Below are 24,925 nucleotides of genomic sequence, written 5' to 3' on the forward strand. Positions count from 1 at the left end.
GAAACGAGCTGCGAGACGAGCCGCGGGCAGAGCACGGGCACGGGCATGGCACGGGGTGACTCCAGGCCGACCCGAACCACTCAGAATGGCAGAGTAGCAGGATTCTGACCGTTACCGGGGAGTTGTCTGCACACAGGTTCATCCCCGAGCAATGGTGCTACATTTCGTGAGTGCACAGCTCACATCGCTCAGCGATCGTCCGCGTCATCGCGGGCTACCTCATGGCACTGGTCACCGGAACGACTCTGCTCATGACCCCGGCAGCCACCGTCGCCGAAGGCGGCATCTCACTGCTCAAAGCCCTCTTCACCGCCACCTCGGCGCTGAGCGTCACCGGCCTGGTCGTCCTCGACACCGGGCAGGACTTCACGCTCTTCGGCCAGATCGTCATCATCTGCCTCATCCAGGCCGGCGGGCTCGGTGTCCTCCTGCTCACTGCTCTTCTCGCTCTGCTGCTGGCAGGCAAGGCCGGTCTGCGGCTGCGCCAGTCCGTGGCCTCGGAGACCAAAAGCGACGCGATCGGCGGCGTCAAGCCCCTCGTTCTGCGCATCACGGCACTGACCTTCGGTACGGAACTCGCGGTCGCCTCGGCGCTGTTCCTCCGGTTCTCCCTCCATTACGACGAACCGGTCGCACGCGCGATCTGGGACGCGATCTTCCACTCGATCTCCGCGTTCAACAACGCCGGATTCGGCCTCCGCAAGGACAACCTCATGGGGTACGTGGCCGATCCCTTCATCTGCGGTCCCATCGGGCTGGCGGTCGTCCTCGGCGGGCTCGGCTATCCGGTGCTCATCGAACTCGTCCGGCGATACCGGACCCCGCTGAGATGGGGTCTGACCACGCGGATCATGGTCGTGCTCACCCCGGTCCTGCTCATCGGGGGCACCGTCTTCATCGCCGTGATCGAGTGGAACAACGACGCGACGATGGGCCACCTCGACGCGTGGGGGAAGATCCAGGCGGCCACATTCCAGTCGACGATCACCCGCACGGCCGGGTTCAATTCGATCGACATCAGCCAGATGCACACGGTGTCGTGGTTCGGCATGGACATCCTCATGTTCATCGGCGGCGGCCCGGCCGGCACCGCGGGCGGCGTGAAGATCACGACGATGGCCGTGCTCGCGGCCACGACCTGGACGGAGATCAGCGGCGGACGCTCGGTCACGCTCTTCGGTCGCCGCATCTCCCGTGACGTGCACCGACAGGCGACGACGGTCATCGTCCTCGCGCTCGGCTGGGTGCTGCTGGCCACGATGGTCATCCTGCTCTGCGATCCGAGGTTCGGCCTCAGCCGGGTCCTCTTCGAAGTCATCTCCGGCTTCGGCACAGTCGGCCTGTCGACCGGAATCACCGCGGACCTCTCGGCCCCCAGCCAGATCGTCCTCATCCTCACCATGGCGCTCGGCCGGCTCGGCCCGGTGACCGTCGCCTCCGGGCTGGCCCTGCGCGAACGACCCATCCGCTACGAACTTCCGAAGGAACGACCGCTGATCGGCTGAGCGCCGGATCATCGAATGCCGACACCCTCGCCGAGGCGGCCCGACCGTCAGTCGGAGCGCTGAGCAGGGCGAAGGTTGAGAAAGGACACGACAGTGAACGAAAGATCTTGGATGGCGCGATCAGCGTCGTTCTTCACCGGCGACCCCACACCCCTGGCCAAGGACGGGGCGGTGGCCGTCATCGGGCTCGGCCGCTTCGGCGGATCCTTGGCCCGTGAGCTCGCCGAGCACGGGGTCGAGGTCATCGGCGTCGACATCGACGAAGCGGCGGTGTCCGAATACGCCGACATCATCGCCTACGCCTCCCGCGCGGATGCCACCGACGAGGTGGTGCTGCGGCAGCTGGGCATCGACGAGGTCTCCCGCGTCGTCATCGCCATCGGCAGCGACCTCCAGGCGAGCATCCTCGCAGCCTCCCGGATCCTCAAACTCGGCAATCGGCACATCTGGGCGAAGGCGATCAGCGAACCCCACGCCGAGATCCTCCACCAGCTGGGCATCACGAACGTCATCAGCCCCGAAAACGACATGGGCCGGCGTCTGGCGCACCTGATCAGAGGGCACATCTCGGACTTCCTGCCCATCGACGAGGATTTCGTCCTCGCCCGCACCACCCCGCCGGTGCGTGTCGCCGACGTGCCCTTGGCTTCGCTGGGGCTGCGCGGGAGATACGACGTCACGATCGTCGCCTTCAAGCGTCGAGGCGGCTCCCACTGGGACATCGCCGATCGTGACGTCATCCTCTACGCCGACGACGAGATCCTCGTGGCAGGGAATCCGAAGAAGGTCGAGGCCTTCAGCGAATTGGACAAGGACGCCGACGCATAGGCCGACGTCCTTGGGTCCGTGTTGCTGCGGTTGGTCTGGCGACCCTCACTCGCCGAGGTCGACGACCTCGAACTCGAGGAGATTCGCCTGCTCGGAGACGGGCTTCTTGCCGCTGGTCTCGTGGGCAGGCGAGCGGTTGGCGCGCCAGTTCTCGAAGTCCTCACGGGTCGCCCACTGAGTGTAGACGAAGTACTGGTCCCCGCCGGCCACCGGGCGCAGCAGCTGGAACCCTTCGAAGCCGGGGGAGCCGTCGACCGAGTGCTTGCGTTCGGCGAAGCGCTTCTCGAGTTCGGCCCGAGCCGGTTCCGGGACGGTGAGGGCATTGATGGCGACGACTGACATGGTGACTCCTATTCGGTGTATCTGACGGACTCGTTTCGACCCTACGTCGTTGACCCGAGTGCTGTCTGAGGAGTCCGGCAGAGCGCACTCAGCGTCTCAGATTCCGTGCCTCAGAAGTCCTGCCGGCGCAGACGCCACGTCGCCAGCATTGCTCCGCCGACCACCCAGACGATGAGGACGAGGAGGGCTGGGAGGACACCGACGTACTCGGTTCCTCCCGCCTCGGCGATTCCGCTGACATTGTGGACGGCACCCAAAGGAAGCAGCGGTCGGATGAGGGAAGCCGGACCGTCGGGCAGCCACCCGGCGACCATCGACCCGGAGAGCAGAGCCAGCGGTGTGAGCACTCCGCCGGCAACCGACCGGAACGCGACCGCGCCGAACACCGCGAGGACCGAGAAGATCACGGGCAGCAGGGCGCCGCCGAGCGCGAGCCGGAGATGATCGGGACCGAAGGCGACTTCGAGGACCTCCTTCCCATCGGCGCCGGCGACAGTCCCCGCGAGGACGATGCCGCAGAGGGTGACGGCCACGGCGGTGACGACCGCGGTGACAGCCGAGGCCACAGCGATGACGAGGGTCTTCGCCGTCACGATGTGGCCCCTGCCGCGGGTCCGCAGCAGAGCCTCCGTGATCGCCCCGGTGCGGAATTCGGCCCCGGCGAACCAGGCCGCGAGGACGACGAGAACAGCTGCGGCGGCATCGACGCCGAGGACGCCGGCCGAGAGCACATCCTCGGTGCCGGTGTCCGTCAGTGCCGTACCGCGGGTGGCGGGAATGGTGAGTATGAGGAGCACGGCCGTGCCCACGCCGAGCACGAGAGCGGTGATGAGGAGCCGGCGGGGTCGTCGCAGGTCCCGGAACTTCGCCCATTCGGCCGAGATCCACCGGGGTGCAGACGTCTTCGGCGCTCTGGTCGTCGTGCTCATAGCTGCCCTCCCGGAGTCGGCTGTGTCGAGTGCCGTGGCGTGCTGCTCGATTGGGTGGTGTCGGTCGGCTTCCCTGTGGGCGCGGTGAGGCCCATGAAGATGTCTTCGAGGTCGCGTTCGCCCGCGTGGAGCCCGGTGAGTTCGACGCCGAGGCGGACGCAGAGCCTGAAGACCTCGCCGGGTTCGCGGTCGTAGATCAGCGCCCTGGCGTCCGCCTCACCTGCGGCGACCGACTCATCCGCGTCGACCGCCTCATCCGCGTCGACCGCCTCATCTGCGTCGACCGCCTCATCCGCGTCGACCGTGACGCCTTCTGCCCGCAGATAGTCGAGGAGCGGGAGGAGGTTCGGCCCCTGCACCCGCACCGCCGACTCCCGTCGCAGCTCGCTCAGGGGGAGGTCGGCGATGAGGGCGCCGTCGCGGATGATGATGACGTGGTGGGCGATGAGCTCGATCTCCCGGAGCAGGTGGCTCGAGAGCAGCACCGTCCTGCCGCTGCCGGCGAAATCCGCGAGCAGGGTCCGCAGCCAGGTGATGCCGGCCGGGTCGAGTCCGTTGAGCGGTTCATCGAGGATGAGCACATCAGGGCCGGTGAGCAGTGCAGCGGCGATCCCCAGCCGCTGCCGCATGCCCAGGGACAGCTGCGAGACGCGGTGGGCATGCGCACAGGTGAGATCGACGAGTTCAAGCATCTCGTCGATCCGGTCACCCGGGGTCCCCGTGGCCTTCGCGATCCAGTCGAGATGCCCCCGAGCGGTCAGTCCCGACAGCATGTGCTCGGCACCGAGGAACGCTCCGGCGACCCGGCCGGGATCCGGGTGGACGGACAGGCGGTGACCGTGGATGGTCGCGGTGCCGGAATCAGGGGAGACGAGTCCGAGGATCATCTGCAGAGTCGTCGACTTGCCGGCGCCGTTGGGGCCGAGGAATCCCGTCACCTGGCCGGGTGCGACGTCGAAGCTGAGGTCGTCGACGACTCGGTGAGAGCCGTAGCTCTTCGTCAGGGAGCGGACCGCGATGCCCTCATCACGCGATGGCAATATGTTCATATCGCAATAATGATGCAAGTTGAACGTATTGTAAAGTGGGGGCATGCCGAAGATCGTCGACCATGCCCAGCGCCGCACCGAGATCGTCCACGCCCTGTGGCAGGTCATCTACCTCAACGGGATCGATGGAGTGTCGTTCCGTTCTGTCGCCGAGGCGGCAGGAATCTCAATCGGCCGCGTGCAGCACTATTTCCCCTCCCGCAGCGAACTCATCCTCGAAGGCTGCCGACAGATCGCCCGAGGCGCCGAGGTGGCGGAGGGCGCTGAGGGGACCGAACGGGAGTCTGCCGGTGGCACTTCCGAATCGGCTTCCGGCAGTGCGATGGGGGACCTGCGGGAATTCTGCCTCGCGTTCATTCCCACAGGTGAGGCCATGCGCATCGGGGCGTCCGTGTGGTACACGTACGTTGCCAGAGCGGTGATGGACGAGCAGATCGGCGAGATCATCCGGGCCACCGATCGCGCGACCCTCGACCTCGGAATGAGGCTCGTTGAACGGGCCGGGGGCTGGCGCCAAGAGGCTGCAGGTGACAACGCTGGTACCGACGATGCAGGGGCCACCGGCGGTGAGGTCGGCGGCGCGGATAACGCAGCCGCCCTGGCATGGGTGATGCGGATGATCGCCCTGGGCAAGGGATTGGCTCAGGAGGTCATGCTCGATGAGCGCAGCGCCGCCTCGGCGAAGGCGATCCTCGAAGCGGAACTGGCCGAACTGGCCGCACATTGACCTCGCGCTGGAGTAATCGGCGCGCTGAAACTCAGCCGTTGGCGATTGTCCGGTCGATCCGACGCGTTCTCGGGCTCTTGGGTTCAAGGAGTCGTCGCAACACCTCCAGTGAGGAGGATGTTGCCATGGCCCGTCCCGGACCCCGTTCCCTGCCCAGAACAGTCGAGGCCCAATTCTGGGACCTGATCAGGACAGGATTGACCGTCGAAGAGGCCGCCGAGGTATTGGGCGTGTCGGTATCGATCCTTCGGCGGTGGTTTCGCCATCGTGGAGGTGTGAAACCACCAATCGGTTATGGTCACCCAACCCGGTTCCTGACCATCGATGACCGTGAAGACATCGCGGTTTATCGGGGTCAGGGGCTGGGCGTCAGAGCAATCGCTGAGCGTTTGAATCGAAGCCCGTCAACGATCAGTCGCGAACTGCGCCGCGCCGCACGCGCCCCGGAACACGTCAGACCCTCCCGACCGGCCTATCGGCCCAGGATCGCCCAGGAAGACGCTGATGCGAAACGCCATCGGCACCGGGACCGGAAGCTGACTACCAATCTTGCCCTGCGCCGTGAGGTGCAGGCACGATTGGCACTGAACCACAGTCCCGAGCAGATCGCGTCACGACTGCGCGTGGACTACCCCGATGATCCGGAGATGTGGGTGTCGCACGAAACGATCTACCAGTCCCTGTACGTCCAAGGCCGAGGCGGACTCAAGCGCGAACTGGTCAAGCATCTGCGTACGGGCCGCAGCCTGCGTAAACCGCGCAGAACCAGTCAGGAGCGGCGGGGACGGATCCCGAACATGGTCAACATCGCCGACCGGCCCAAGGCGGTCGAGGACCGGGCCGTGCCGGGCGACTGGGAAGGCGACCTTATCCTGGGGACAGTCGAATCGGGATCAGCGATCGGGACTCTGGTCGAGCGTGCCACGGGGTTTTCGATGTTGCTGCATCTGCCTGAGTCACACACAGCCAACGCAGTGGCCGAGGCGATGATCGCGAAGATGGCGCAGCTGCCGGCCGAGTTGAAGCGCTCACTGACCTGGGATCAGGGCAGTGAAATGTCTGAACATGTACGCATCGCTGAGGCCACGGGTTTTGATATCTACTTCTGTGACCCGCATGCGCCTTGGCAGCGGGGAACGAATGAGAACACCAACGGGCTGTATCGGCAGTACTTCCCGAAGAGCACTGACCTCAGCCAGTGGGGGTCGGGTTACCTCGATATGGTCGCTGCTGAGCTCAACGCCCGACCCCGGAAACGGCTGGGCTGGAAGACACCGGCCGAGGCCCTGGCTAAGCTATTGAACGAACACGACGATTCGACAGGTGTTGCAACGATAGCTTGAATCCGCCGCTTCAGAACGACGCGGATCGACCAGACAATTCAGCTGATGGGCGTGGCGGCGGGCCGTTCGCCGTCGGCGACCTCGAGCTGGGCGAACTGCAGTCCGGGGGCGTGGATGTCGGCGGCGCGGCGGATGCGTTCGGCGGTGAGTTCGCTGATCGTCGGGAACGCAGCATCGCCGCCCGCCCTGCCGGCCGCGCCGGACCTGCCGGCCACGCCCGCGCCGTCATCTCCGGCACCGGCATCGCCCGCGACCGACCCCGCTCCTGTCACCACTGCCTTGGCGTTCTTCGACCGCAGCGGCTCCGGAGTCTGCACGAGCACGAACGACCGCGATCCTGAGTCCCGCTCGTTCGCGGCCATCACAGCCTGCGCAGTGGTCCCGGACCCGGCGAAGAAATCGAGCACGATCGCCTCGGGGTCGAAGAAGGTCTGCGAGGCCACGAGCGCCTTGACCAGCTCGACCGGCTTCGGATAGCTGAACACTCCGCCGAGACCCAGCGGCTCCAGATCGTTCTGCCCGCCGAGCGCCTTGATGATCGAGTACATCTTCGAACTCGCCTTCTCCGCCGGGGTCACACGCACGACCGCGTGCTTGCCGTCCTCACCCCATGGCCTGAGGATGTACTCGCCCGATGCCAACTTCGCGTCCACCTCGGCGAGTTTCTTCTCCCCTTTGACGGCGACGATGTCCTCGTACATCAGCCGCCGCTCGGATCCGCGCGCGTACCGGCCGAACCCGGCGCGCAGCACATCGGTCTCGACGAGCATCCGCTTGCCGTCGATGACCTCGAGCCTCGCCGGTGACTTCTTCTCCGTGAGGAACGGCCCCACCCGGCTCGCATCCCGGGCCCACACGTGCACATAGTCGTGCCCGCGCACGAACGAGGGCGCATTGCCGCCGCCCTTCGCGCGCTGATGGATGAGCGTGCCCAGCGAATTGTCCTCCCCGAAGATCTCGTGCCCGAGCAGCTGCGCCCACGCGCTCTCCTTGTCGTCGAGATGGAGGAAGAGCACCCCGTCATCGCGCATGAGTTCGCGGGCCAGCAGCAGCCGCGGCGTCATGAAGGACAGCCAACTGGCGTGATCGTGCCCGTGATCCTTGTACGTGTGCGCATTTCCCGTGTTGTACGGCGGATCGATGTAGACGACCTTGACCCGCCCGCGATGCGTGGCCAGCAGCGCCGAGAGCCCGGGCAGATTGTCGCCGATGAGAAGGAGATTCTCGCGCGGATCCGGGGTGTAAGTCGCGCCATTGCCGTCCCGCAGGCGCGGATGAGGAGCACCGTCACCGAGGCGGGGTTCCGTTGATGTGATCCCGTCACCGAGGCGGGGCTCCGTTGATGTGATCCCGTCACCGGGATTCGCCGCGGGGACGCCGGCGGAGATGAGGCGGCGACCGAGCGCGAAAGCCGTGGCCTTGCCCGGCCAGTCCAAGACCGTCGTCATCCTTCTCCTTCACCCCGAACGGTGCCAAGATTGCTGTATGAGTATTTCACGAGTGGCCATCGTCGGTGCCGGCATCCTCGGCGCCGCCGCCGCCTGCGAAGTCGCCAAGCGGTTCCCCGACGCCGAGATCACCGTCTTCGACAAAGCCGAGTCCGTCGCTGCACATCAGAGCGGTCACACCCCCGGAATCGTCGACTCCGGACTCGACCAGAAGCCCGGCTCAGCGGAGGCGAAACTCACCCGACGAGGTCTCGAGCTGCTCATTCCCTATATGGCTGAGGCAGGAGTTCCCTACCGGGAATGCGGGCAGCTGCTCATCGCCCAGAACACCGATGAGGCCGAGCGCCTCGAAGAGATCTTCGCCCGCGCCAAAGACAATGAGGTTCCAGGCGCCAGACTGCTCGAGCGTCACGAGATCGGAGCCGTCGAGCCAGCTGTCAGAGGAGTCCTCGGGCTCTTCTCACCCCATGCAGCCATCGCCGACTTCTCGGCGCTCACCGCAGCGCTCGCCTCCGATGTGCGCGCCGCCGGAGGGACATTCCGCTTCGGAACCGAGGTCACCGGATTCGACACCATGAGCAGCGAAGTCCGACTGCGCGGGCGCCCGGTTCCGGCAGATGACTCGCCGACGGGGGACGGGGTCGCAGCCGGAGAATCAGACGAGGACGACCGTGGTGCGAACACGGCCGGCGAACGGGGCGGGTCGGGTAAGGATGCCGTCGATGACCGAGGCGGCCGCGACGACCAGGTCCACGACCGCGACCAACGCGACGAACAGGTCCATGACCGTCCGCGCACCTATCGCGGAGACGAGGGCCGCGAACCCGTCATCGGCATTGCAGACGAGCTGCGCGATCGCTTCGGACAGCAGGATTGGTTCAAGCAGGCCGAATCGACTCTCGGCGAGTGGACGCAGAAGGTCTCCGACGCGTGGGCGAATCGCGACGGCTCGCGCATCGGCGACTCTGGTTCACGCACCGGTGACGCTCCCGGCGGCAGGTCGCGCAGCGAAGCGCCAGCCGAGGAAGTGCTCGGCACCTTCGACATCGTCATCGTCTGCGCCGGTCTCCAGGCCGATCGCCTCGCGGTCTCTGCGGGACTCGATGCCGAACCGAGGATCGTGCCCTTCACCAGCGACTTCTACCGAAGCCCGGCCACCGACACCGAGGTGGTCCGCGGCATCATCGGGTCCGTTCCCGACCTGCAGGCCCCGTTCACCGAAACCTCGATCGTCCGGGGACTCGACGACGGACTCATCCTCGGACCGAACACCTTCGTCGCTCTCGGCCGTGAAGCCTACGACCGGCACGGATTCGACCTCGCCGACATCACCTCGACTGCCCGGTCCAAGGGGTTCTGGAAGTTCGCCGCGCAGACTGCGAAGACAGCGGCCCGCGGAGTGAAGCCCATGGTGAGCAAAACCGCCTTCGTCGACGGAATCCGCCGCTTCGTCCCCGAACTCGACCCGAACGCCGTAGCGCCCGGGACCCGCGGAGTCCGAGCTCAGGCGATGACCGCCGAAGGCGAACTCATCGACGAGCTCACGATGACCAGGCGCGGCAGGCTGACCGTGGTCAGGTCCGTGCCGAGATGGGCGGCCACCTCGGCGCTGGCGATTGCCGAAACGATCGTCGATCGGGCCTTCGAGAACTCGGCCCGCTGAGATCTCCTCGCCGGCGATCCGTGTCGCGCTGACGCTCCCAACTGACCTGCACCGCCGCTCTGGGACGCAGACAGCTCCTATGGTAATTTAGCTTAGGCTAACCAAGCTATGAGCGAAAGTGACGATGCCTGTGCCCGCGATTCGACCCGCCTCCACGTCGACGTCTCCGATGCGGACGCTGCTCTGTCCGTGGGCGTGGTCCCCGTGGCGATGACCGAAGCTCCGGTCGAGCCCGTGATGCCGTGGGCGGAGGAGACGATCGATGAGTTCGGCGGCGACGATCCGGAGCTTTTCCACTGGTCGACCGAGGACACGATCCCATTCGAGGAGAATACCCCTGACAGCTGGCAGTCACAGGCCGAATGGGTCTCGACCGTTCTCGACGCGAAGGACCAGGGCGACAAGGCGATCGACACTGCGGCGGTCGGATCATGACCGGAACCAGTGCAGCCAGTTCTTCGGCGGAGCAGACCGGTTCGACTTCTGCCCTGTGCACGTGGACCGAAAACGGTCGTGACGAGAGTTGGTTGCTGCAGGTGGATCTGCCGGCCTCATCCATCCCCGCCGAGGCGGCTCCCGGTGACGAGCAGGAGATCTTCGTCGACCTCAACGGCGTCACCGACCGACGGAATGTGCTGGGCGGAATCATGACCCGGCACTCTGCCCGGGACGAGGGCGGCGACAGTGTCGACGGTGCCGACGCGACGAGGTATTCGATCGAGCTGCCGGTTCCGCGAGGGTATCGCGGGGCGCTTCGCTTCCTGCCCGTGCCGCGAGGACTCCAAGATGCCGACCGTCCGACCTGGCTCGATGTCCTCGAACGGGGATTCGTGCCCGTTGGTGATCACGGCCTGCGCACGGTCACGGACATGCGCAGGAAACAGGTCCTCGAGCTCGCCGCTCCCGACGCCCGACCCCTGATCTGGACCGGTGGGGACCGGCCGGCGACCGGCTCCCGCAGCGGGGCAGGCGAAGGTCTGTCCGACGTCGACGAACAGGTCATCACCCTCGGTTCCGCGCCGAGGCGGATCTGGACCCACCGACCGCAGCGAGGTCCCGCCTCGGCGCCGGTGCTCGTCGTCTTCGATGGGGAGCGGTTCATCCGCGGGGGACTGCTCGCCGCGATCGACGAACTGGTGTCCCCGCCGTCAGCGGTCATCGCCATCGACCATGCACCCGTCGGGAACGACGGCCCCGACGAGGACGCGGCCGTCGGTCAGCGCGCCGACGACCTCGTGATGAATCCGCGGTTCTGTGACGACGTGCTCGCGCTCGTTCGTCAGACGGCCCCGGAGGTCTCTGCCCGGACGATCGTCGCGGGTGCCTCGTACGGCGGACTGGCTGCGGCGTTCTTCTCGCTGCGGCATCCGAAGGAGTTCCGCGGGATCTGCCTCTCGCCGTCGTTCTGGGAAACCGACGACCAGGGGCGCAGGATCTGGGATCTCACGCCGAGCACCACCGACGATGATCCGGGCAGACTCGCAGGGGCGCCGGAGTCTCGGACGCTGGAAACCCGGACGGCGACCGCCGACCGTCCGACATTCTGTGTCGACCACGGGATTCTGGAGACGGCCATTGCGGACTCTGTCGCCGAGGCGACCGGAGAGTTCGCTGCTCGCGGCATCGACTTCGCACCTCGCCCTTTTGTCGGCGGACACGAATATCTGTGGTGGCGCGAACTCATGCTCGTCCGCCTCGCCGAAGTCCTTGCGGAATAACCCAACGCTCGTCAGACCTGGTCACGGGGGACCCGACGTGGGGGAGCCGCCTCGGCGAGGGATTGATGCACCGGTGATCGGTGCCGTCGATCAACCGGAGTGGCGTTCGAGGAATTCGTAGACCTCGGTGTCGTCGACGCCGGGCACTGCGCCGGGCGGGACGGCGGCCAGCAGGGAGGCGTGCATGCGCGCCGACGGCAGCGCCTGGTCCTCCCATTTCTCCGCGAGGTCTTCGGGTGCCTGCCGGCAGCACGAGGGGTCCGGGCATTCGGACTTCGAGCGGATCGGCGATTCCCGGCCTTCGAACCAGCGGACGTGGGCGAACGGGACGCCGACGCTGATGGCGTAGTCACCGCCGGGCAGGACGCGTGCGGTGCACCAGAACGAGCCGTGCGGGGTGTCGGTGTACTGGTAGTAGGGGCTGAAGCGGTCGGCGACGCGGAAGACCGTGCGGGAGGTGAAGCGCTTGCAGGCGAACTGGCCCTCGATCGCGCCGAGCGGGTCGGTGGGGAACGGCAGGCCGTCGTTCGAGTACGCCTTGTGGATCGTGCCCGAGTTGTGGACCTTCATGAAGTGGACGGGCAGGCCCAGATGCTCGGTGGCGAGGTTTGTGAACCGGTGGGCGGCCATCTCGTAGCCGACGCCGAACATATCGCGCAGATGCTCGACCGAGAGCACCCGCTTCCTCTTCTCCTCCTCGAGCATCGGCACGGCTGCCGACTCGGGCAGCAGGATCGCCGCGGCCAAGTAGTTCGCCTCCACGCGCTGCTCGAGGAACTCGTGGAAGTCCTTCGGGGAGTCATAGCCGAGCACGTGCGGGGCCAGACTCATGAGCAGATGGGAGCGCGGATCGAAGGCGGCATCGGCATTGGGCAGATAGAGCCGCTTGTTCGCGGTGTCCGAGATCGACCGGGTCGACTCGGGCAGGTCCGAGACGTAGTGGAGGCTGAAGCCGAGCTTCTCCGCGATGAGCGCCGTCTGCCGCTGGGAGACCGTGCCCGATTCGTAGCCGACGAGGTCGAGCAGCTCGGCGGCGGTGGCCTCGAGATCGGCGAAGTAGTTGTTCTTCTCCTTCATCCGATCCCGCAGCTCCCGGTTCGCCCGCCTCGCTTCCTCGGGAGTCGCCGCGCGGCGTTCGAGGACCTCCCCGAGCTGCCGCTGCAGACCGACGATCGCCTCGAGCGCATCGGCAGGCAGAGATTTGATCCGCACCTGCGGCAGCCCCAGGGACGAGTACATGGGCGAGGCCTGATTGCGTTCGGCCTCGAGCTCGAGAGCCTGGCGCTCATCGATCGGGGCCGGGTCGATGAGGTCGGCGACATCGGTCTTCAGCGCTTTCGCGATGGTCGCCAGGAGCGTGACAGAAGTTTCTCGCTTGCCGTTCTCGATCGTCGAGATCTGCGAGGCTGCACGCCCCACTTCCTGCCCCAGCTCGTGCAGGGTCAATCCGCGCTGCTTGCGAAAAAAGCGAATTCTTCTGCCGATGCTCAAGGGATCGGTCTGCTGCTCATCGTCCTCGAGTTCCGCTCCGATGCTGACCAAGGCGGCTCCAATCGTTTCTGTGTGCCAGTTCACATGCGTTCGAATCAGTATGACAGAACGTCGAAATTTCTGAAACCGGAAATATCGCGATTATTCATTCGGAAATTCTCTATCGAACCTCTTGCAGCCCCCTCAGACTGGATACATCAACAACCCCGAACGAACGAGAAAGTGAAGGAACATGACTGAGAACACCACGCAGAGCAACCTGCACGATGCTGAAGCCATCCGCCGCGACTGGGCGACCAACGCCCGCTGGTCGGGAGTCGCTCGTGACTACGAGCCCGAGGATGTCGTCAAACTGCGCGGATCTCTGATCGAGGAGCACACGCTGGCCCGCCACGGTGCCGAGCGCCTGTGGAACCAGATCACCTCCAGCGACATCAAGTCCGGCGAGTACGTCAACGCACTCGGCGCACTGACCGGCAACCAGGCCGTCGAGCAGGTCAAGGCCGGCCTCAACGCCATCTACCTCTCCGGCTGGCAGGTCGCCGCCGACGCGAACGCCGCCGGACAGACCTACCCCGATCAGTCGATCTACCCGGCCAACTCGGTGCCGCAGGTCGTTCGCCGCATCAACAACGCTCTGATGCGCGCCGACCAGATCGAGAGCTCGGAAGGCAACAAGAAGGTCGACGACTGGTTCGCTCCGATCGTCGCTGACGCGGAAGCCGGCTTCGGCGGTTCGATCAACGTCTACGAACTCATGCGCTCGATGATCGCGGCCGGCGCCGCCGGTGTGCACTTCGAGGATCAGCTCGGTTCCGAGAAGAAGTGCGGCCACCTCGGCGGCAAGGTCCTCGTTCCGACCTCGCAGCACATCCGCACCCTCAACGCGGCTCGCCTGGCGGCCGACGTCGAGAACGTGCCCAGCCTCGTCATCGCCCGCACCGACGCCGAGGCGGCCACGCTCATGACCTCGGACATCGATGAGCGCGATCAGCGCTTCGTCACCGGCGAACGCACCTCCGAGGGCTTCTACAAGATCACGAACGGCATCGAAGCAGGCATCGCCCGCGGACTGAACTTCGCACCGTACGCGGATCTGCTGTGGATGGAGACCTCCACTCCCGACCTCGAAGCTGCCAAGCAGTTCGCGGACGCGATCCACGCGGAGTACCCGGACCAGATGCTGGCCTACAACTGCTCGCCGTCGTTCAACTGGCGCAAGCACCTCGACGATGCGACCATCGCGAAGTTCCAGCGTGAGCTCGGCGCCATGGGCTACAAGTTCCAGTTCATCACCCTGGCCGGCTTCCACGCGCTCAACTACTCGATGTTCGACCTGGCACACGGCTACGCCCGTGAGCAGATGAAGGCCTACGTCGACCTGCAGGAGCGCGAGTTCGCCGCCGAAGAGCGCGGATACACCGCAACCCGCCACCAGCGCGAGGTCGGCACCGGCTACTTCGATCTGGTCTCGACGGCACTCAACCCTGAGTCCTCGACCACCGCTCTGGCCGGCTCGACCGAAACCGCTCAGTTCCACTGAGTTCGACCGGCTCCGCGGAGCCCCGCCCGCCCGGGCTGCACGGCCCGGGTGCGGCACCGGCCATCGGCCGCTAGGAACTCGGCGCGGATCGGCAATGTTTTCACGGGGTTTGCATTGTCGATCCGCGCCGTTGCACCACAGTCGAATCTCAACCCCGCCACGATCCCACCGGAACGCTCACGATAGAGCCGCCTCGGCGAGGATCCTCGACAGCACCGCTTTCACAGAACCGATGACTCCCGGCAGCACTGACCGGCAGCACACTACGACGGGTGAGGAGAAGCCCATGTCTTACATCAAGATCAACGCGCCGCTCGAAACCGGCTTCGGCACCGTCCTCTCGGAGTCCGCACTGACCTTTATCGCCGTACTCCACGACGAGTTCGCCGGCACCATCTCCGACCTGCTGCGCACTCGCCGCAACCGTCAGGCCGAGATGAACGGCGGGACCCTCCCGCGGTTCAAGCCCGAGACCGCCCGCATCCGCGCCGACCGGTCCTGGACCGTTGCCGGCTCGGAAGGAGCCCCCGGCTTGGAAGACCGTCGTGTCGAGCTCACCGGTCCGGTCACCGAGACCGAGGTCGTCGCCGCGCTGAACTCGCAGGCCAAGGTGTGGCTCGCCGATCTCGAAGACGCCACGAGCCCGACCTGGGCCAACATCATCGGCGGACAGGTCAACCTCTACCGCGCCATCCGCGGTCAGCTGCCCGGAGTGAACAACGACAACCAGCCGACCATCGGACTGCGTCCCCGCGGTTGGCACCTGCCGGAGAAGCATCTGCTCTACGTGGATGACAACGGCACCGAGTTCGCCGCTTCCGGTGCACTGGTCGACTTCGGTCTGTACTTCTTCCACAACGCCCGCTACCTCATCGACAGCGGCTCCGGCCCGTACTTCTACCTGCCGAAGCTCGAGTCCTCGCAGGAGGCTCGCCTGTGGAACAAGATCTTCATCCGTGCGCAGAACATGCTCGGCATCGAGCAGGGCACCATCCGCGCCACCGCGCACATCGAGACGATCACCGCGGTGTTCCAGATGGAAGAGATCCTCTTCGAACTGCGTGAGCACTGCGCCGGCCTCGAAGCCGCCGGTTGGGACTACCTGTTCTCCGTGGTGAAGAACCTTCGCAACACCACCGACTACGTGCTGCCCGACCGGGAGCGCCTGACGATGGATCTGCCGCTGATGAAGGCCTTCACCGATCGCCTGGTCGCGACCTGCCACCGTCGCGGAGCACACGCCATCGGCACCATGTCGAACCTCATGTCCGACCACCCGGACCAGGAGTTCGTGGCCGCCGAGTTCGAGCGGATGCGTGAGGACAAGGCACGCGAGGCCTGGCAGGGCTTCGACGGCACCTGGGTCGCCGACCCGGCTCTCGTGCCGGCTGCCCTGGCCGTCTTCGACGCCGCACTCGGCTCGAAGCCGCACCAGCTGGAGAACATGCGTCCCGACGTGCAGGTGACCAGTGAGAACATCCTCGACACCACCGGTCTCGAGCCGATCGTCACCGAGGAGGGCGTGCGGGTGAACATCCGTGTGGCCATCGGGTACATGAACGAATGGCTCGGCGGCAACGGCCACGTGGCACTGGAGAACCAGCTCGAGGATGTGTCGACCGCGGAGATCTGCCGCTCGCAGATCTGGCAGTGGATCCACCACGAGGTGACCCTCGACAACGGCCAGCAGCTGACTCGCCGACTGGCCGAGCGCTACCTCGGTGAGGAGCTGGCAGCGATGGAGAGCCGTCCCGACGACCACCTCGACGAGGCTGTGGAGATCTTCCGCACCACGGCCCTGGACGAGCCCTTCGCCGAGTTCCTCACGATGCCGGCCTACACCGACCACCTGGTCGACCGAGTCTCGAAGAAGGCCGCAGCCGAAGCCTCAGTCGCCTAACTCCCTACAACTGCTACCCGACGGCGCCCCAGCAACCTCTCGCTGGAGTGGTCCCCGAAAGTTGGACTGTGATCAACACAAGACAACTTGAAGGGACCACTCCATGCGTAAGGACTGTCTGATCACAGACGAACAAGCCAGGGCCGCGATCGACCTCTTCGACAAAGGGCACGGCTATGCCGCGACAGCCACGAAGCTCGACGTGCATAAACCCACGCTCAAACTCCTCCACGACCGGTGGCTGGTGCGTGGAACAATATCGGTCATGGAACCGCACCAGCCCCGCCGCATACCGGCAGAGACGAAGATCGCGACTGCGAAACGGTACCTCGACGGCGAACACAAAGTCGTCCTGGCTCAAGAGCTCGGTTTGGCGTCCTCGCGTACCGTGGTTGATTGGGCGAAGAAATACCGGGACAAGGGCGAAGACGCGTTCGTGACACCGCCGCCGGCCAAAGGCAAGACAGCACGAATACGAGCCCTCGACAACGGTCAGGACCCCGATGCTGATCCGGCACCGTCGAAGCCAGACCTGATGGCGAAGAAGACGCATGTCGAGGACATCAGCCTGGCCGAGTATCGGCAGCTGCAAGACCGGCTGCTGCGGGCTGAAGCGGAGAACGCTTACTTGAAAAAACTGCGGGCCTTGAGGCAAAAAGGGCAGCTGTGAAAGCACGCATTGTTGCCAGTCTCAAGGCAGACTATCCACTGCCATTGCTGCTGCAGGTCGCGGGTTTGGCCCGGTCGACGTTCTTCTACCACCAGAAACGATTCGACGTGAGACCCGACCCATACGCGCAGGTGAGAACCCTCATCGAGGACATCTTCGAGAAGAGTCACAAACGCTACGGGCACCGCAAGATCTGGGCTGTCTTGGTCAAACAGGGCATCACGATCGCGAAGAAGACCGTACTGCGATTAATGCGTGACATGGGTCTGCAGACCGAGGTGCGGAAGAAGAAATTCGACTCCCATCGCGGCACGGTCGGAGCCGTTGCTGACAACGTACTCAATCGGGAGTTCACCGCTGATGAACCGAACGAGAAATGGGTTTCCGACGTCACGGAATTCGCTGTTGAAGACAAGAAACTGTATCTGTCACCAGTGATCGATCTGTTCGATGCCGGTGTGGTGTCGTACTCGATGTCGACGTCACCGAACACGGCATTGACGAACGAGTCGCTGATGCGAGCCTGTCAGGGACTGCGTCCCGGGCAGACACCGCTGGTGCACACGGACCAGGGGTTTCAGTACCAGCACGTGTCCTGGGCGTCGATTCTAGCTAAGCATGGTGCTACACCGTCGATGTCGCGGAAGGGAAACTGCTGGGATAACGCGATGGCGGAGAACTTCTTCGGGCAGTTGAAGTCCGAGATGTTCTATCTGCAGAAGTTCGACACGGTCGAGGACCTCAAAGCCGCGATCAATGAGTACATTCATTGGTATAACTACGAAAGGATCTCGACACGACTTGGCGATCTTGCCCCGATGGAATATCGGAACAAGACCGCCAAGGATGGTGAGCCTATTTACGAACTATGCTGACCTCACAGCAGTCCAACTTTTGGGGACCAGTCCACGCCAGGTTGCTGGGGCGCCGTCACGATCCTTCTATGCTTGTCAAGCGGCCTCGCACCTCACGCTCGTCGCCTCGAGAAGCCGATACACATTCCGGGCCACATACCGCTTGATGCACCGAATCGTCTCCTTCTTCGACTTCCCTTCCCCGAGCCGTTTAGCCATGTACGCCCGCGTCCTCTCATCGAAGGAAAGCTTAGTGATGGCCACCATGTACAACGCGGAATTCAACTGACGATCTCCACTGCGGTTAAGCCGGAATCTCACCACGTTGCCCGACGATGCCGGGATCGGATTCGTCCCCGCCAACTTCGCGAACGCAGCCTCGGAATGCACCCGCCCGGGATGCGACCATGCCAGGTAGAACACGGCCGCGGTGATCGCACCGATGCCGGGTTGTTCCAGCAGCACAGCCGCCGGGCTGTCTTTGACCAAGGCCAGGATCCGGGTGGCGTAGTCCTTGATATCGGCATCGAGTTCGATCACGCGTTTGGCTAACCGGATCGCTTCCCGGCGCGCTTCTACCCGTGCCACAGGCTCGTTGCGAGCCCGCCACTTCGCGACCGTGCGGATCTTGGCCACAGACAGTTTCCGGCGCGCATCAATCCCGAGGTCATTGGCCCGCAACAGGCCGGTCAGCGCATTGATCGTCCGGGTTTTCTCCTGGGTCATGGACTGGCGGGCCTTGACCAGGATCCGCAGTCCCTGGCGCGGACCATCGGCCTGCCGGGGACAACGCAGTCGCGACTCGTCCATTGATAGGACGGTGTGAGCGACCCTGTAAGCATCGATGCGGTCGTCCTTGCCGGTGGCATGGCGGTCGCGGGCACTCATGCTGGCGGCCTCGGCGACCGTGTAGCCTGTTTCGGCGACGGTCTCGGCCAGGATCGCTCCGTAGGTGCCGATGCCCTCGATGACCCACAGGGTGTCCTGGTCCCCGCCGGTACGGCGACCGACCCAGTCCAAGGCCCTGGCCAGGCCGGCCTTGCTGGTGGGGAATTCGCGGGTATCGACTTGCTCACCGGTGTTGGTGAGCACGGCGTAGACGTGGTTCTTCGCGTGGGTGTCGACGCCGACGACAAACGCGTACAAATGCGAGATGATAGACATGACGGTTCGTGATTCTCCCGTGTCAGAGCGGATGTGGTCCGACCGTCGAACGGTCGGCTCCGGTCCGGGAGATAGTCACGTCGAAACACTACTGTGATGAGTCACGTTCGTTTGAGAACGGACAACCTTCTGATCAAGTTATCGATGTGGGCCGAGCCGGTGCCGACCGCCCACCAATCACCAGACAGATCGTGACGAAGACATCGTCTGAGTCAGTAGTAATTTGAGTCATGATGATTGAGGGGACGGTCAGTTCCTACTCTGCCAGCTAGTCCCAGACCAGCCACTACCCATACTCACAGTAGTTCTGGGGGAGAGTGCGGTCGATCAGGACCAGTCCTCCATGCCCTCGGGAGGCCAGGGCTGACCATCGGCCTCGGCGTTGAGCTGATAGGCGATCGCGCCGTCGATGGATTCGCGGATGATGTCGGCATGGCCGGCGTGCCGGGCCACCTCGGTGTTGAGATGCAAGAGAATCCAGCGCACGGACATGACGAAGTCCTGCGGCATCCACGGATTCGGCGGGGTCGCACTCACCGCCCCGAGGTCGACGCTGTTGTCGACGACGGTCTGTCGGACCTCATCGATGCCGGCGATGACGCGCTCGAAGATCTCCACCACCTCGGCGATGTCGAGATCCGGAACAGCGGAACTGTCGAACATTCCCTCGAGGCCGATCTCGGCATTGATCGCAGGAAACTCCTCGAAGGGGACCACGCGCTCGGGGTTCTCGACCTGCTTGAGCCAGCCGTTGACGACCTGTGCGACGTGGGCGATGAGGCCCTTGATGTTCGCAGAACTGGCTGTCGGAGTGCTGGTGGCCTGCTCATCGCTGAGGCCGCGGGCGGTGAGCTTGAGCTGAGTGCACTGCTGGGTGAGGAACGTGAAGGCTGTGTCGGTCTCGTCGGTGGTGCTGGGTGCGAAGAAGGCCATGATCTCTCCTGATTGTCCTTGCCCGAGCCGGTGTTCCGGTTCGTGTCTTCGAGTATTGAGGACTATGAGGACATATAGTGTCCGCATCAGACGGTGTGATCGAAGAAGTTCGGACATCGGACCGACAGTGCACCGAAGGGAGCCCACATGAGGTCAGAGACGAGGCTGCTGTCCCTGCTGGGGATGTTCGCGTCAGGCCGGACGTATTCGGCGCCGGAGCTCGCTGCCCATTTCGAATGCACACCCCGCACGATCAGGCGCGATATCGCCCAGCTGCGCGAACTCGGCTACGTCATCGGATCCGTGCCGGGCCTCGCCGGCGGATACCGCGCCGAGTCGCGGACCGTGCTGCCGCCGCTGCAGCTGGAGGCGGGGGAGGCATTGGCCACCGCGGTCGGCCTTGCTCTGCTGCGCGGGGCAGGGCTGGACACCGAGCACGCGGATTCGGCGACGACCAAGCTGCGGTCGATGCTGCCTGCCGCGATGCGCGCAGCCGTCGCGGACATCTCGGCCGCAGTGTCCGTGTCCGAAGGCAATGTCCCCGGCGTCGACATCGGTGCGGTCATTTCGCTCGCCTCGGCGATCAGCGCCTCGACGATCGCGACGTTCGACTACCAGAAGCTGCGACGCACCGATCCCACCCCGTCCGGGAGTTCCACGGCCGGAACCTCGGCTGTGTCCTCAACCGGAACCACCGCCGGAATCGTCGTCGGAACCACTGCCAGAATCGCCAGGTCTGCCAGCAGCGCATCCCACTCGGCCGCGACCGCCCGCCGCGTGGAACCGATCCGGCTCGTCGTCCTCGGCGCCCACTGGTACCTCTTCGCCTTCGACCTCGACCGCCACGACCACCGGGTATTCCGCCTTGACCGGATGAGCGAGGTCCACTCGACGACCCTGACCTTCGCCCCGCGTCCCCACCCCGACGCCGAGGCGGCCGTGAGCGCCGCCGTCACCACCACCGCCTACCCGCACACCGTGGAGCTGCGCGTGGCCGCCTCGGCGAAGGAAGCGAAGGAATGGTTCCCCACCCGCACCGCCACCATCACCGAGGCGGGCGGAAGCGTGCGCGTCACCTTCGGATTCGAGGACCTCAGGTGGGTCGCAGCCACCTTGGCCGGCATTCCCGCCCCCATCGAGATCCTCCACCCGCCCGAGCTCGTCGATTCCCTGCAGGATCTCGCCGCGGGAGTGCAGGCGATCGTCGACGCCTCAGCGATCTGATTTGCTACCTGACGGGCCCCCAGCAACGTGGCGCCACGTTGCTGGGGGCCCGTCAGGTAGCAAAAGGGGTGGGTGAGTGGGGAAACCTGACCGCCAGATGATCCCAAAATGAATGAATCATCGGAGAGTCCATATACTGGTGGCCATGACGATTCTCATTGGCTACCTACCTGCTCCCGAGGGTGAGGCTGCTCTGCGCGCGGGATTCGCGGAGGCCAAACTGCGGTCGAGCACTGCCGTCGTGATCAATTCTCAGCGACGAGGTGCCAGCGGGACGCCGACCGAGATCGACGAGGACGAAATCAAACGGATCGTCGAACTCGGCAAGGAGTCCGATATCGAGGTCGAGGTGCTCCAGCCCGATCACGAAGACGATCTGCCGGGCACCCTCAACGACCTGGCCGTCGAGTACAAGGCCCAGCTCATCGTCATCGGTCTGCGCAAGCGTTCGGCGATCGGGAAGTTCATCCTCGGCTCCCAGGCTCAGCGCATCCTCCTCGAGGCCGAGGTCCCGGTTCTCACAGCGAAGGCCTGAAAACACCTCGCCGCGAAGGCCTGAGAACACCTCGCCGAGGCGGCCCCAGAGCGACCGTCAACGGCGCGGTTCCAGCCCCCATCCCCAGGCGAGGAGTTCGGCCAGCGACACGCCGTCGGCTGTGGAGAGATCCGTGATCTGGGTCCGGCACGAATAGCCGTCGGCAAGCACCACCTGCAGCGCCGAATCCTCACCCGCCGCCACGTCTTCGCGGGGCTGTGCTGCAACCGTCCGCTTCGGCCGCGCGTTCTGCTCTCGCCGCGACGCCTGCTCCCGCCGCGCGTCCTGCTTCCGCAGTGCGGGCAGCAGAGCCACCTCGGCCACGGCGACCGAAGTCTCATAGTGGCCGTCCTCGACACCGAAGTTCCCGGCCAGTCCGCAACAGCCGCCGAGGAACTCGGTGCTCGCTCCGGATCTGGCCAACAGCTCCTTGTCAGCCGCGTTGCCGAAGATCGCCGACTGGTGGCAGTGCGGCTGCACAAGCGCCTCGACGCCGGAGAGATCCGGCAGTTCGGCGCCGATGCTCAGCAGATACTGCGCGAGGGTCTGCACGCGCTCGGCCACACGGTTCGAGGCATCATCGGCCAGCAGCTTGCGCGAATCGTCCTTGAGCGTGGCCAGGCACGAGGGTTCGACACCGATGATCGGCACATCACCCGTGGCATCGAGAGCAGTGATCGTCTCAGAGAGATTCGCCTTCGCCGCATCGAGCTGTCCGGTCGAGATGAGCGGCAGGCCGCAGCACACGGTCTGGTCGATGACCCGCACGCGCACTCCGGCACGCTCAAGCACGGCCACGGCCGCAGCGAGGATGCGCGGGGCGAAGTGGTTCGACCACGAATCGGCGAACAGCACCACCTCGGCGGTCGGGCGCGCACCGGCCGCTCCCGTCTGCGACTCAGCACCTGACAGTGCCCCGCCTGCCGACCGCGCGGGCGAATCCGACTCCGCCCGCGCCTCGGCGGTGGTCGTCCACCACTTCCGGAACGTCGTGGCCGCGAACTGCGGAATCGAGCGGCGGACGTCGATGCCGGCCATCCTCTTGGCCAGCGTCGTCAGCCCCGGCAGTCCCGACACCCGGTTGAGCACCGGTGCCACAGGTGTGACCAGGCGCGCGAGCTGGGGCAGGAATCCGAGCGAGTAGTGCTTCATCGGCCGCACCTTGCCCTTATAGGACTGGTAGAGCACCTCGGCCTTGTACGTCGACATGTCCGTGCCGGTCGGGCACTCGGCCCCGCAGGCCTTGCACGACAGACACAGATCGAGGGCCTCGTGGACTTCGGGGGAGTCCCAGCGGGGTTCGAGCAGATCCCCGGACACCATCTCCTGCAGAACCCGTGCGCGCCCCCGCGTGGAATGCCGTTCATCGCGCGTGGCTTGGTAGGACGGGCACATGGTCCCGCCGCTCGCGGCGGAATCCGCTCGGCACTTGCCGACGCCGGTGCACCGGTGCACAGCCGAGGCGAAGCCTGCGGATTCTCCCTCATAGGCCATTGCCAAGGTCCCCGGCAGCTCCTGCCGCAGCGGCAGCTGAGTGAGCCGGAGCGATTCGTTGAGGGCGTCCGGGTCGACGATGACGCCCGGATTGAGCAGATGCTGTGGGTCGAAAAGTGCCTTGACCTGGGAGAACAGGTCGAGCGCTGCCGGGGTGTACATAAGGCTGAGCAGCTCGGAACGGGCCCGGCCGTCGCCGTGCTCCCCGGAGACAGACCCGCCGTGCCGGGCCACGAGCTTCGTGGCCGCGACCATGAAGTCGCGCATCACCTGCGGACCGTTCGGGTCCTCGAGCGGGAAGTCCACACGCATGTGCAGACAGCCGTCACCGAAGTGCCCATAGGGAATGCCCCACAGCCCGTGCTCGTCGAGGAGCTCCATGAGGTCGTGCAGATAATCGCCGAGGTGGTCGACCGGGACCGCGGAATCCTCCCATCCCGCGTGCGCATCGCGCCCGTCCGGAGTCCGCGAGACCAGACCCGCACCGTCGGCGCGGATCGCCCACACCTCGGCGGCGGCCCCCGCGTCGAGGACCGCAGAGTCCAACGACTTCGATTCGGCGATGAGGCGCTGAGTCTCCTGCGTCAGAGCGGATTCGTCCTCACCGGTGAGTTCGACGACGAGCCAGCCCGCGCCCTCGGGAAGTGTCGGAACCGCCTCGGCGCCCTTGGTCTCGATGACCCGATCGAGCATCCGCGAGTCGAGGCCCTCGCAGGCGGCGACGGGGAAATCGCGCAGCAGCGGCGCATCGTGGGCGGCCGCGACCATGTCCGCATAGCCGAGCACCACCGCCGAGGTGAAACTCGGCTCCCTGACCAGACGCATCTTCGCAGCGAGGACGACGCCCCAGGTCCCCTCGGTGCCGGCGAAGGCGCGGCGGACGTCGAATCCGTTCTCCGGCAGGAGGGACTCGAGCCCGTACCCGGATACCTGTCGGGAGAACGTGCCGAAGTTCGTGCGGATCGTGCCGAGGTTCGCGGCGACGAGTTCGTGCAGGCGCGGAAAGACCTCCGCGGCGTCCGAGTCATCGAGGGTGACGACAGTGCCGTCGATGAGCATGACCTTGAGCGCAAGGACATTGTCGCCGGTGCGCCCGTAGCCGAGAGCTCGCGGCCCGCAGGCGTTGTTGCCGATCATCCCGCCGATCGTGCAGCGGGTGTGCGTCGACGGATCGGGACCGAAGCGCAGACCATGAGGTCTGGCTTGTTTCTGCAGGTGGGCATGGACGCACCCGGCTTCAACCCAGGCCGATCCTGCGTCCGGGTCGAGGTCGAGGACGGCATTCATATGGAGAGAGAAGTCGAGGACGATTCCGCGACCGATCGCATTGCCGGCGATCGAGGTGCCTGCCCCGCGGCTGGTGATGGGCACACCGAGGCGACGTGCAATCGCCAGGACGGAGCGCACCTCCTCCTCATCGTGTGGGAAGACCACTGCGGCGGGCACGAGGCGGAACAGAGAGGCGTCCGAGGAATAGGCGGCACGGTCAGTGTCATCGATGCTGAAATCGCGGATGCCTGCTGCACGGAACTCGGCTGCCAGAGTGGAGGGAAGCGTCATCGTGG

Annotated in this window: 21 protein-coding genes; 13 read left to right on the forward strand and 8 right to left on the reverse strand. The window is 65.3% G+C overall.

What is annotated here, in order from left to right:
* Nucleotides 1-170: 170 nt before the first annotated feature.
* Complete coding sequence (locus L1F31_RS02235; RefSeq protein ID WP_265419077.1) at nucleotides 171-1,505, forward strand: TrkH family potassium uptake protein; 1,335 nt, start codon at nucleotides 171-173, stop codon at nucleotides 1,503-1,505.
* 111 nt (nucleotides 1,506-1,616) lie between these two features.
* Nucleotides 1,617-2,333, forward strand: a complete 717-nt coding sequence (locus L1F31_RS02240; protein WP_265419078.1) for a potassium channel family protein — start codon at nucleotides 1,617-1,619, stop codon at nucleotides 2,331-2,333.
* Between the two features lie 45 nt (nucleotides 2,334-2,378).
* Here L1F31_RS02240 and L1F31_RS02245 read toward each other — a convergent pair whose 3' ends face one another.
* From L1F31_RS02245 to L1F31_RS02255, 3 genes are all read right to left on the reverse strand, one after another.
* On the reverse strand, nucleotides 2,379-2,675 hold the full coding sequence (locus L1F31_RS02245) for an antibiotic biosynthesis monooxygenase family protein (RefSeq protein ID WP_265419079.1): 297 nt from the start codon (nucleotides 2,673-2,675) through the stop codon (nucleotides 2,379-2,381).
* Nucleotides 2,676-2,785: 110 nt separating this feature from the next.
* Nucleotides 2,786-3,604: an ABC transporter permease gene (locus tag L1F31_RS02250; protein ID WP_265419080.1), complete on the reverse strand. Its 819-nt coding sequence runs from the start codon at nucleotides 3,602-3,604 to the stop codon at nucleotides 2,786-2,788.
* Nucleotides 3,601-4,653, reverse strand: coding sequence for an ABC transporter ATP-binding protein (locus tag L1F31_RS02255; RefSeq protein WP_265419081.1), 1,053 nt, complete (start codon nucleotides 4,651-4,653; stop codon nucleotides 3,601-3,603). Before L1F31_RS02255 ends, L1F31_RS02250 begins: the two co-directional genes overlap by 4 nt.
* Nucleotides 4,654-4,696: 43 nt before the next feature.
* Between L1F31_RS02255 and L1F31_RS02260 the strand changes: the two genes are divergently transcribed.
* Nucleotides 4,697-5,380 (forward strand): TetR/AcrR family transcriptional regulator, encoded by a 684-nt coding sequence (locus tag L1F31_RS02260; RefSeq protein ID WP_265419082.1) that lies wholly within the window; start codon nucleotides 4,697-4,699, stop codon nucleotides 5,378-5,380.
* 125 nt (nucleotides 5,381-5,505) lie between these two features.
* Complete coding sequence (locus L1F31_RS02265) at nucleotides 5,506-6,723, forward strand: IS30 family transposase (protein ID WP_265419350.1); 1,218 nt, start codon at nucleotides 5,506-5,508, stop codon at nucleotides 6,721-6,723.
* Between the two features lie 38 nt (nucleotides 6,724-6,761).
* On the opposite strand, the gene L1F31_RS02270 is transcribed toward L1F31_RS02265, so the two are convergent.
* Nucleotides 6,762-8,171 carry a site-specific DNA-methyltransferase gene (locus L1F31_RS02270; RefSeq protein ID WP_265419083.1) on the reverse strand — a complete coding sequence of 470 codons (1,410 nt, stop codon included), beginning with the start codon at nucleotides 8,169-8,171 and terminating at the stop codon, nucleotides 6,762-6,764.
* Between the two features lie 37 nt (nucleotides 8,172-8,208).
* Between L1F31_RS02270 and L1F31_RS02275 the strand changes: the two genes are divergently transcribed.
* The 3 genes from L1F31_RS02275 to L1F31_RS02285 all read left to right on the forward strand — a co-directional run bounded on the left by L1F31_RS02275 (nucleotide 8,209) and on the right by L1F31_RS02285 (nucleotide 11,552).
* Complete coding sequence (locus tag L1F31_RS02275) at nucleotides 8,209-9,834, forward strand: FAD-dependent oxidoreductase (RefSeq protein ID WP_265419084.1); 1,626 nt, start codon at nucleotides 8,209-8,211, stop codon at nucleotides 9,832-9,834.
* 108 nt (nucleotides 9,835-9,942) lie between these two features.
* A complete protein-coding gene (locus tag L1F31_RS02280; RefSeq protein WP_265419085.1) occupies nucleotides 9,943-10,269 on the forward strand; it encodes a hypothetical protein in 327 nt (108 codons plus the stop codon).
* Nucleotides 10,266-11,552 carry an alpha/beta hydrolase gene (locus L1F31_RS02285; protein ID WP_265419086.1) on the forward strand — a complete coding sequence of 429 codons (1,287 nt, stop codon included), beginning with the start codon at nucleotides 10,266-10,268 and terminating at the stop codon, nucleotides 11,550-11,552. Before L1F31_RS02280 ends, L1F31_RS02285 begins: the two co-directional genes overlap by 4 nt.
* Nucleotides 11,553-11,642: 90 nt before the next feature.
* On the opposite strand, the gene L1F31_RS02290 is transcribed toward L1F31_RS02285, so the two are convergent.
* Entirely contained in the window at nucleotides 11,643-13,094 is a 1,452-nt protein-coding gene (locus L1F31_RS02290; protein ID WP_265419087.1) for an XRE family transcriptional regulator, read from the reverse strand.
* A 181-nt stretch (nucleotides 13,095-13,275) separates the two neighbouring features.
* On the opposite strand from L1F31_RS02290, the gene aceA reads away from it, so the two are divergent.
* The 4 genes from aceA (at nucleotide 13,276) to L1F31_RS02310 (ending at nucleotide 18,031) form a co-directional block, all read left to right on the forward strand.
* A complete protein-coding gene (gene aceA / locus L1F31_RS02295; protein WP_265419088.1) occupies nucleotides 13,276-14,586 on the forward strand; it encodes an isocitrate lyase in 1,311 nt (436 codons plus the stop codon).
* Between the two features lie 286 nt (nucleotides 14,587-14,872).
* Complete coding sequence (gene aceB / locus L1F31_RS02300; protein ID WP_265419089.1) at nucleotides 14,873-16,486, forward strand: malate synthase A; 1,614 nt, start codon at nucleotides 14,873-14,875, stop codon at nucleotides 16,484-16,486.
* A gap of 103 nt (nucleotides 16,487-16,589) precedes the next feature.
* Nucleotides 16,590-17,156 carry a helix-turn-helix domain-containing protein gene (locus L1F31_RS02305; RefSeq protein WP_265419090.1) on the forward strand — a complete coding sequence of 189 codons (567 nt, stop codon included), beginning with the start codon at nucleotides 16,590-16,592 and terminating at the stop codon, nucleotides 17,154-17,156.
* Nucleotides 17,153-18,031: an IS3 family transposase gene (locus tag L1F31_RS02310; RefSeq protein WP_265419091.1), complete on the forward strand. Its 879-nt coding sequence runs from the start codon at nucleotides 17,153-17,155 to the stop codon at nucleotides 18,029-18,031. Before L1F31_RS02305 ends, L1F31_RS02310 begins: the two co-directional genes overlap by 4 nt.
* Nucleotides 18,032-18,106: 75 nt before the next feature.
* Here the strand turns inward: L1F31_RS02310 and L1F31_RS02315 are convergent, their stop codons facing one another.
* Together L1F31_RS02315 and L1F31_RS02320 are read right to left on the reverse strand one after the other, a co-directional pair.
* On the reverse strand, nucleotides 18,107-19,174 hold the full coding sequence (locus L1F31_RS02315) for an IS110 family RNA-guided transposase (RefSeq protein WP_265419092.1): 1,068 nt from the start codon (nucleotides 19,172-19,174) through the stop codon (nucleotides 18,107-18,109).
* Between the two features lie 327 nt (nucleotides 19,175-19,501).
* On the reverse strand, nucleotides 19,502-20,107 hold the full coding sequence (locus L1F31_RS02320) for a mycothiol transferase (RefSeq protein ID WP_265419093.1): 606 nt from the start codon (nucleotides 20,105-20,107) through the stop codon (nucleotides 19,502-19,504).
* Between the two features lie 147 nt (nucleotides 20,108-20,254).
* Between L1F31_RS02320 and L1F31_RS02325 the strand changes: the two genes are divergently transcribed.
* Together L1F31_RS02325 and L1F31_RS02330 are read left to right on the forward strand one after the other, a co-directional pair.
* On the forward strand, nucleotides 20,255-21,331 hold the full coding sequence (locus L1F31_RS02325; protein WP_265419094.1) for a helix-turn-helix transcriptional regulator: 1,077 nt from the start codon (nucleotides 20,255-20,257) through the stop codon (nucleotides 21,329-21,331).
* A gap of 145 nt (nucleotides 21,332-21,476) precedes the next feature.
* Nucleotides 21,477-21,866 carry a universal stress protein gene (locus L1F31_RS02330; protein WP_265419095.1) on the forward strand — a complete coding sequence of 130 codons (390 nt, stop codon included), beginning with the start codon at nucleotides 21,477-21,479 and terminating at the stop codon, nucleotides 21,864-21,866.
* Between the two features lie 57 nt (nucleotides 21,867-21,923).
* On the opposite strand, the gene L1F31_RS02335 is transcribed toward L1F31_RS02330, so the two are convergent.
* Nucleotides 21,924-24,920, reverse strand: a complete 2,997-nt coding sequence (locus L1F31_RS02335) for an FAD-binding and (Fe-S)-binding domain-containing protein (protein ID WP_429860956.1) — start codon at nucleotides 24,918-24,920, stop codon at nucleotides 21,924-21,926.
* Nucleotides 24,921-24,925 lie beyond the last annotated feature (5 nt).

The organism is Brevibacterium spongiae (genome assembly GCF_026168515.1).
Taxonomy (GTDB): domain Bacteria; phylum Actinomycetota; class Actinomycetes; order Actinomycetales; family Brevibacteriaceae; genus Brevibacterium; species Brevibacterium spongiae.

What these genes read in the sequence shown, in the direction of transcription:
- L1F31_RS02285 (WP_265419086.1), top strand. Translation starts at nt 10,266, where the DNA reads ATGACCGGAACCAGTGCAGCCAGTTCTTCGGCGGAGCAGACCGGTTCG.
- L1F31_RS02270 (WP_265419083.1), bottom strand. Translation starts at nt 8,171, where the DNA reads ATGACGACGGTCTTGGACTGGCCGGGCAAGGCCACGGCTTTCGCGCTC.
- aceB (WP_265419089.1), top strand. Translation starts at nt 14,873, where the DNA reads ATGTCTTACATCAAGATCAACGCGCCGCTCGAAACCGGCTTCGGCACC.
- L1F31_RS02255 (WP_265419081.1), bottom strand. Translation starts at nt 4,653, where the DNA reads ATGAACATATTGCCATCGCGTGATGAGGGCATCGCGGTCCGCTCCCTG.
- L1F31_RS02260 (WP_265419082.1), top strand. Translation starts at nt 4,697, where the DNA reads ATGCCGAAGATCGTCGACCATGCCCAGCGCCGCACCGAGATCGTCCAC.
- L1F31_RS02250 (WP_265419080.1), bottom strand. Translation starts at nt 3,604, where the DNA reads ATGAGCACGACGACCAGAGCGCCGAAGACGTCTGCACCCCGGTGGATC.
- L1F31_RS02320 (WP_265419093.1), bottom strand. Translation starts at nt 20,107, where the DNA reads ATGGCCTTCTTCGCACCCAGCACCACCGACGAGACCGACACAGCCTTC.
- L1F31_RS02315 (WP_265419092.1), bottom strand. Translation starts at nt 19,174, where the DNA reads ATGTCTATCATCTCGCATTTGTACGCGTTTGTCGTCGGCGTCGACACC.
- L1F31_RS02325 (WP_265419094.1), top strand. Translation starts at nt 20,255, where the DNA reads ATGAGGTCAGAGACGAGGCTGCTGTCCCTGCTGGGGATGTTCGCGTCA.
- L1F31_RS02330 (WP_265419095.1), top strand. Translation starts at nt 21,477, where the DNA reads ATGACGATTCTCATTGGCTACCTACCTGCTCCCGAGGGTGAGGCTGCT.
- L1F31_RS02305 (WP_265419090.1), top strand. Translation starts at nt 16,590, where the DNA reads ATGCGTAAGGACTGTCTGATCACAGACGAACAAGCCAGGGCCGCGATC.
- L1F31_RS02265 (WP_265419350.1), top strand. Translation starts at nt 5,506, where the DNA reads ATGGCCCGTCCCGGACCCCGTTCCCTGCCCAGAACAGTCGAGGCCCAA.
- L1F31_RS02280 (WP_265419085.1), top strand. Translation starts at nt 9,943, where the DNA reads ATGAGCGAAAGTGACGATGCCTGTGCCCGCGATTCGACCCGCCTCCAC.
- L1F31_RS02335 (WP_429860956.1), bottom strand. Translation starts at nt 24,920, where the DNA reads ATGACGCTTCCCTCCACTCTGGCAGCCGAGTTCCGTGCAGCAGGCATC.
- L1F31_RS02240 (WP_265419078.1), top strand. Translation starts at nt 1,617, where the DNA reads ATGGCGCGATCAGCGTCGTTCTTCACCGGCGACCCCACACCCCTGGCC.
- L1F31_RS02275 (WP_265419084.1), top strand. Translation starts at nt 8,209, where the DNA reads ATGAGTATTTCACGAGTGGCCATCGTCGGTGCCGGCATCCTCGGCGCC.
- aceA (WP_265419088.1), top strand. Translation starts at nt 13,276, where the DNA reads ATGACTGAGAACACCACGCAGAGCAACCTGCACGATGCTGAAGCCATC.
- L1F31_RS02245 (WP_265419079.1), bottom strand. Translation starts at nt 2,675, where the DNA reads ATGTCAGTCGTCGCCATCAATGCCCTCACCGTCCCGGAACCGGCTCGG.